Annotated in this window: 5 protein-coding genes and 1 pseudogene; 2 read left to right on the forward strand and 4 right to left on the reverse strand. The window is 65.6% G+C overall.

Annotated features, from left to right (window positions below):
- Positions 1-89 precede the first annotated feature (89 nt).
- Both AC1D1G_RS13190 and AC1D1G_RS13195 read left to right on the forward strand, forming a co-directional pair.
- Complete coding sequence (locus tag AC1D1G_RS13190; RefSeq protein ID WP_477952434.1) at positions 90-1,646, forward strand: TM0106 family RecB-like putative nuclease; 1,557 nt, start codon at positions 90-92, stop codon at positions 1,644-1,646.
- A gap of 36 nt (positions 1,647-1,682) precedes the next feature.
- Positions 1,683-2,357, forward strand: coding sequence for a YoaK family protein (locus AC1D1G_RS13195; protein WP_280781924.1), 675 nt, complete (start codon positions 1,683-1,685; stop codon positions 2,355-2,357).
- Between the two features lie 51 nt (positions 2,358-2,408).
- Here the strand turns inward: AC1D1G_RS13195 and AC1D1G_RS13200 are convergent, their stop codons facing one another.
- The 4 genes and pseudogenes from AC1D1G_RS13200 to AC1D1G_RS13215 form a co-directional block, all read right to left on the reverse strand.
- Positions 2,409-3,020: a hypothetical protein gene (locus AC1D1G_RS13200; protein ID WP_477952435.1), complete on the reverse strand. Its 612-nt coding sequence runs from the start codon at positions 3,018-3,020 to the stop codon at positions 2,409-2,411.
- Positions 3,021-3,195: 175 nt separating this feature from the next.
- Entirely contained in the window at positions 3,196-5,481 is a 2,286-nt protein-coding gene (locus tag AC1D1G_RS13205; RefSeq protein WP_477952437.1) for a TPR repeat domain-containing protein, read from the reverse strand.
- Positions 5,478-5,813 (reverse strand): hypothetical protein, encoded by a 336-nt coding sequence (locus AC1D1G_RS13210; protein WP_280781921.1) that lies wholly within the window; start codon positions 5,811-5,813, stop codon positions 5,478-5,480. Before AC1D1G_RS13210 ends, AC1D1G_RS13205 begins: the two co-directional genes overlap by 4 nt.
- 38 nt (positions 5,814-5,851) lie before the next feature.
- A pseudogene (locus tag AC1D1G_RS13215) lies at positions 5,852-6,169 on the reverse strand (zinc ribbon domain-containing protein); the annotation flags it as partial.

Here is a 6,169-nt window from a genome sequence, read left to right on the forward strand (position 1 = left end):
TAGGGGAGCACATAATCTTCGTCATCGTGTGTTCCCATATCGGTCAGCAATCAGAACCCGACGCCTCTCCCGGAAAGGCGTCGGGGACGGTGATCGATGCCAGCGCACTGACGCGGTGCCGCCACCGGGTGCACCTCGATGCGGCGTTCCCCGACCAACTCGCGGCCGCGCCCGAGGATCCGGGCGTCCGCCAGCGTCAGGATGCCGCCGCCGCCAAGCGTGAAGACGTCCGCCGGATCCTCACCGGCCACGCACCGGAACGGTGGGTGCAGATCGACACCGAGCAGAGCCTGCGCCTGCGGGCCGAGGACACCCTGGCCGCGTGCGAGGCGGGCGCCGACCGCATCTGGGGAGCCGTGCTCCCACTCGACCGGGACGCCGGCCGGCGGGCGCGCTGCGAGATCCTCATCCGTGACGAGAACCACGGCGGGTACATCCCCGTGATCGTCGTCAATCACAAGGTCACCGATCCCGGCCGCGGCGCGCTGACGTCGGACATGTTCGAGTGGCGACCGCGGGAGGACGCGACGCGGAAGCCGCGCAGCCAGGTCCGCGACCAGATGCGCGTCGCGCAGGTGTATCGGATGCTCGAGCGGCACGGGTTCGCGAGTCCGGCCCTGGTGGCCGGTGCGATCGGCTACGGCTCCGATGTCATCTTCGTGCACGACCTCACCACCATCCTCGACGACTACGACGAACGCTTCGCCGACCGGCTCGCCGTCGCCCGCGGGGAATCGGCGACCGTGCCGTCGAGGATCGGCGAATGCCGTTCCTGCCCGTGGTGGCCCGGGTGCGAGGAGCAGTTGACCCAGACACACGACGTGAGCCTGGTGGCCACCGGTTCCCGCGCCGACATGCTGCGCGACGCGGGCTGCCACACCATCGACGACCTCGCGGCGTGGGACCGCGAACCGCTCGAGGACTGGCCGCACGGCGCGTTCGAGGACGCCGTCGTCACCGCGAAGGCGTGGCTCGCGGGGGCACCGCTGGTGCGACGGTTCCCGGAGATCCGGGTGACCCGCGCGGACGTCGAGGTGGACGTCGACATGGAGAGCTACCAGGAACACGGCGCCTACCTGTGGGGCACGCTGCTCAACGTGGACGGGGTGTCGGCGTACCGGCCGTTCGTCAGCTGGGACCCAGTGCCGACGCAGGACGAGGCGCGGTCGTTCGCCGAATTCTGGACGTGGCTGATGGCCGAGCGGGAAGCGGCGGCGCTGAGCGGCAGAACCTTCGCCGCGTACTGCTATTCGCGGTCCGCGGAGGACAAGTGGTTGCTGGACTCCGCCCGCCGGTTCGCCGGGACACCCGGCATCCCCACCGAGGCCGAGATCCGGGAATTCATCGACAGCCCACAATGGGTCGACATCTACCAGGCCATCAGCGACCAGTTCATCTGCCCGGGCGGCAAGGGCCTCAAGAAGATCGCCCCGGTCGCCGGATTCCGGTGGCGCGACGCCGACGCCAGCGGTGAAGCGTCGATGAGCTGGTACCGCGAAGCCGTCGGCTACGACGGCGAACCCGACCTCACCCAGCGCGAACGACTGCTGCAATACAACGAGGACGACGTCATCGCCACGAAAGTACTGCGCGAATGGATGTCGGATCGGGCCGAGAAGGAGATCCCGCTCGCGTCCGACCTCTAGGCTGCAAAGCAGGCCCGATTCGGTAGGGGTGGTCAGGTGGAGGTGCCGAAGACATCCACGACGCTGCGGTTCGCTCTGCTCCTCACCGCCGCGGGCGGCTTCCTCGACGCCTACACCTACATCAGCCGCGGCGGCGTCTTCGCGAACGCCCAGACCGGCAACGTCATCCTCATGGCCATCGACCTGTCGGAGCGGCACTTCCACGCCGCCCGGGCACACCTGTGGCCGATCCTCGCGTTCATCGTCGGTGTCGCGTTCGCGCACCTGCTCAAGAGCGAACTCGCCCACAGCGTCTTCGACCACCCGATCCGGATCGCGATGGTCGCGCAGATCGTCGTCCTCGTCGCGGTCGCGTTCGTTCCCGCAAACGTCCCCAACGCGCTGGTCACCGTTCCCATTGCGTTCGTCGCGGCCATGCAGTTCGGCCTGTTCCGCACCATCGGGTCGCTGTCGTACATCGCCGTGGCCACCACCGGCAACCTCATGCGCTTCACCGAATCGGCGTACGCCGGATTCATCGAGAAGGTCCCCGAATCGCGTCAGCACACCCGGGTGTACGCCGCCATCGTCAGCAGCTTCGCCGGTGGGGCCGTCGTCGGAGCATTCGCCACCCGCTACTTCGGCGGATCCGCCGCCTGGATCCCCGCCGCCCTCCTGTGCGGAGCCCTCGTGCTGTTCTACATCGACGACAGGCGGCGCCGCCGCCTGTGAGCGGTCGACGAGTGCCTGGACTCCTCAACCGCGCACGGGTGGCGAAGCCGGCTACTCGGAATTCGCGGGCCCGATCCACTCCGGATACTGCACGGCAACAGGCATGGTCGGCGGTTCGAACCCGGCAGGCGGCACGAGGTTGCCGGACGCATTCGGGGCGAACGCCGGGAACTGCTGCTGCCACCAGTCCGTGCAGCCCTGTGGAATGACATCACCATTCAGCCGACGCAGGTAATGGAGCTTGGTGATCTTCCAGCCCTCGAACACATTCCACGTCGGTACCCGATGCGCGCGGGGATCCTGCCGGGCGGGGTCGGTGTCAGGAACACCCGGCTGGCCCGGGTCGTCGGCGGTTCGCTCGAGTTCGACACGGAATGCGATGTTGAGTCCTTCGACGCTGAGATTCGTTCCCGGATCGGCATGCAGGTTGTAGCTACACACGGTCGCACCGATATCTGGGCCCGACTCTTCGTACGAGGTGATGTGGGCGAAGTTGGTGAGGGGAATTTGCTCGTCCTCACCGGGTTCGAGCCAGGTGAAAAACTCTTCCTTGTCGGGGTTGCCCTGTCGAGCAGGGCCACCGACCGCAGCGGGATACCCGGGAAAGGAGTGGGCCTGACCGACGAACCGTGTGTAGTCGGCGGCCTCATAGGCAGCACGCACCAGCTCAGGACCCCGCTGCATCAGATTGATGCCCGGATTGGCCGACCACACGTTCGTGTAGAGAATAGTGGGTTCCTGTTCTGCGGCTCCGGGTTCACCTCCAACGCTGGGTGCGCAACCTGAGGCAAGGATTGCCGCAGCCGCCACCGTCACGGACCACCGGGAACTCCTGCGCTCAACCGTCATTGCGGACCACATCGTCGTACCCGTTGCGCATGCGTTCGCCATTACCATCTGCTGGATCGCCGAGACGACTGAACATCGTCTGATAGCCATCCTTGAGGAGCGAACGGTTCGCAGGATCGGATTGGACATCCTCCCAACTGCGAAGCTCCCCGGAACTGTCGAATGCCCAAGGAAAGTCGACCTGCGCGGACGGCGGGAGATCCGGTGTCACCCGCAGGATGTTGTAGTAGTCGCGGTAGAAGTCAGGAGCCTCCAGGGGAACGGATGGTGCCGGCCCCGGCGCTTTGCCGATGATGGCGTCCTTCAACGGGTCGCCGCCGGCGTCGATCATGGTGTTGATGAACTCCCCGCCGGGCAGTCGGTCCAGGCCTACGGAGCCGACGCTGGTGAGCGCACCGTAGGCCGCGGCCTTGCGGTCGTAGATGGCCTGCGCCTGCTCGGCCTTGTCGCTGTAGCTGTCCTCGGTCGAGAGGAGTAGCCCCCGGTCTATGAGGCCGTGGATTCGGCCGGCGGTGGAGAGGTCGCCACCGGCCAGGGGTGCCGACGGGTCGTGCGCGTACCGGCCCTCGGCGGCGAGGATTTCCTGCATCGAGGACCGGGTGAAATGTGTACCCGCCTCCGGGTCGGTGTTCATGACGGCGAAGACGTTCGCCGAGCCGCCGAAGTGGTTGTTGTCGGCCGGGTCTGCCCAAGTGCCGATGTCGAATCCGGGGTTCTCCGGTCTGCCGGCACCCGCGAGATCGCCGATGTACGGACTCATGCTGTGAGACACGGTCCGAAGGAGGTCCGCATTGATCTCCCCGACGGATTGCCCGTTGGTTCCGGGTATTCCCCTCAGCGTGTCCCAGTCGGTACTCATGTTCTCGGCGACGGCCGACATGATCTGCCCGCTGCGCGTGGCGGATACGACGTCGGCTCGATTGTCGGGGTCCTCGACTGTGGCCTCGGCGACGCCGAACTGGAACATCGAGGCTGCCGATTGCCCGTTGTCGGACCAGTTGTGCGTGAGGACGTCGCGAACCAGGTTCTGGCCGGTGTCGGGCTGGGTGACAGCGTTCTCGACGGCGATCTTGTCGTCGCCGACGGCGGTGAAGATGCTTTCGGTGATCGCCGTGTTCTCGGTACCTCGACCGTCGACTGTGAAGTACTCGAACGTGTGGTTGGGGTTCTGCTCGTGCGCAACCTGGGCGTCGAGGTACTGGCGACCCACCTCCAGCAGGTGCTGATCGAGGCTGCTGCCTTTCTTGTATTGCGCATCGCCGGCCTGGACGATGTGCGCGATGGCCTGGTTGTCGGCGACACTGTTCAGTTCGACGCTGGCTGCGCCGGTGGATCCGACCATCTTGAAATCGCGGTTCACGAGGTCGTCGCGGGTCAGCGATTCGCGCATCTTGTCGGGTAGCAGGTTCAGGCCGCCATTGGTCGGCACCTGCGAGTCGCCTTTGACGGTGGCGGTGACCTTGTCGTTCGACACGATCTGGAGTGAGTTCGCCAGGGCGCGCCCCGAATCCGAGGGCAGTTGGTCGATGATCTGCTGGATCTCCTGCGGGCTTTTTCCATCCAGCGACCGGCTGATCTGGTTCAGATACTCCATCTGAGACGCAGGGACTGTCGCGGTGTTGCCGGAGTTCACGGCGTCGAGTTGTCCGGATGTCAGTTCCCCGGCCTCAATCAGCCGCCGGACCTGCTCTGGATCCATTCCGGCGGGATCGGACACGAGTTGCGTCCCGTCGGACGCGCCTTGATCGGAGCCCAGTGCCGCGGCTGAAGTGAAGGTGGCCCGTAATCCGTCGCGAGCCGAATTGAGCGCAGCCTTGACGCTCGCGTCGGCAGTCTCCGTCGCCGACGCCGCGTCGACGATCTCGCGTTGCCATCCGGTCATCTCGGTCACGCGATCGTTGTCGGGATCGGGGTTCGCGGGATCGGTGACGGTCAAGTCGTCGGCTACACGGAAACCCGCACACTCCGCGGCCGTGATCGCCATCCGTGCGCGCTGCAGGGGCGCGTCCACATCGTGGAAACCCTGTTTCGCGCGGTTGGCGAGAGCTTCGAGTTGATCCACCACCACAAGGGCTGTCTTCTTGTCGGCGTTCGCTCTGTTCTGGGCGGCCTCGGCGGTCTTACCCTCCCAGTAGGCGTCGTTGACCTTGGTCACGCCGTCGACGTATCGAGTGAAGAGATCTTCGACCTTGGTGCCGAGGGCGATCCAGGCGTCACCGATCTCGGTCAGCGTCGAGGGATTCCAGGATTCGATCTGGGTCCGGGTGATGCTCATGCGTCACCGCTCCAGTCGCCCGTTGCGTTCGTGTAGGCAGTAACGAATCGGTCGGCCGACGATTCGTCCTGGCTGCGGTACTCCTGCGCAACGTGGATCATCACGTCCCCGGTCTCGCCGAGTCTTTCCTTGATCGCTGGGACAAGCGCTCCATCAACGAGATCCGCCGAGATCCCGGCCGCCTCGATGACCGAGGACATCACGCCCCCCACGCTCGACATGAACGGTCCCGCCGCCGGGCCGGTTCTCAAACCGCTCGCCTCGTCGGCAAGCCCGTGCAAGGTTCCCCCCAGCTTTTCGAGCTCATCCAGATCAGCTTTCAACGTTCCCACGAAGCCCCCCTCGTCTGTTCACGAATCGAGAGCAGCGTCTACATAGATCTCATACTATCTGCCACTCGTGTAGCAGACTGTAGAGGTGTATGTGTGTCACGGCTACCCGCATCACCGTGCGGTGGTGTGGGTTTGACCGTGTCCCACACCGACGCTTGTGGTGCAGGAACATGCTGTTTCGGAGTCACCCCCAACCACGGTGTTGCGGCAGGGAGGCTGTGGCGGACCCGGCGATGTCGTGCTCTGCTCGGGGTGGGATTGTTCTTGTCCCGGCACTTGCGCACCGGCGCATGCTCGGCGACCCGGATCGTAGGCATCTGACCACGCCGCCGGGTGACCTTGTTTCTGGCGAGCAG

It is taken from the genome of Rhodococcus sp. P3_B8, from assembly GCF_056402775.1.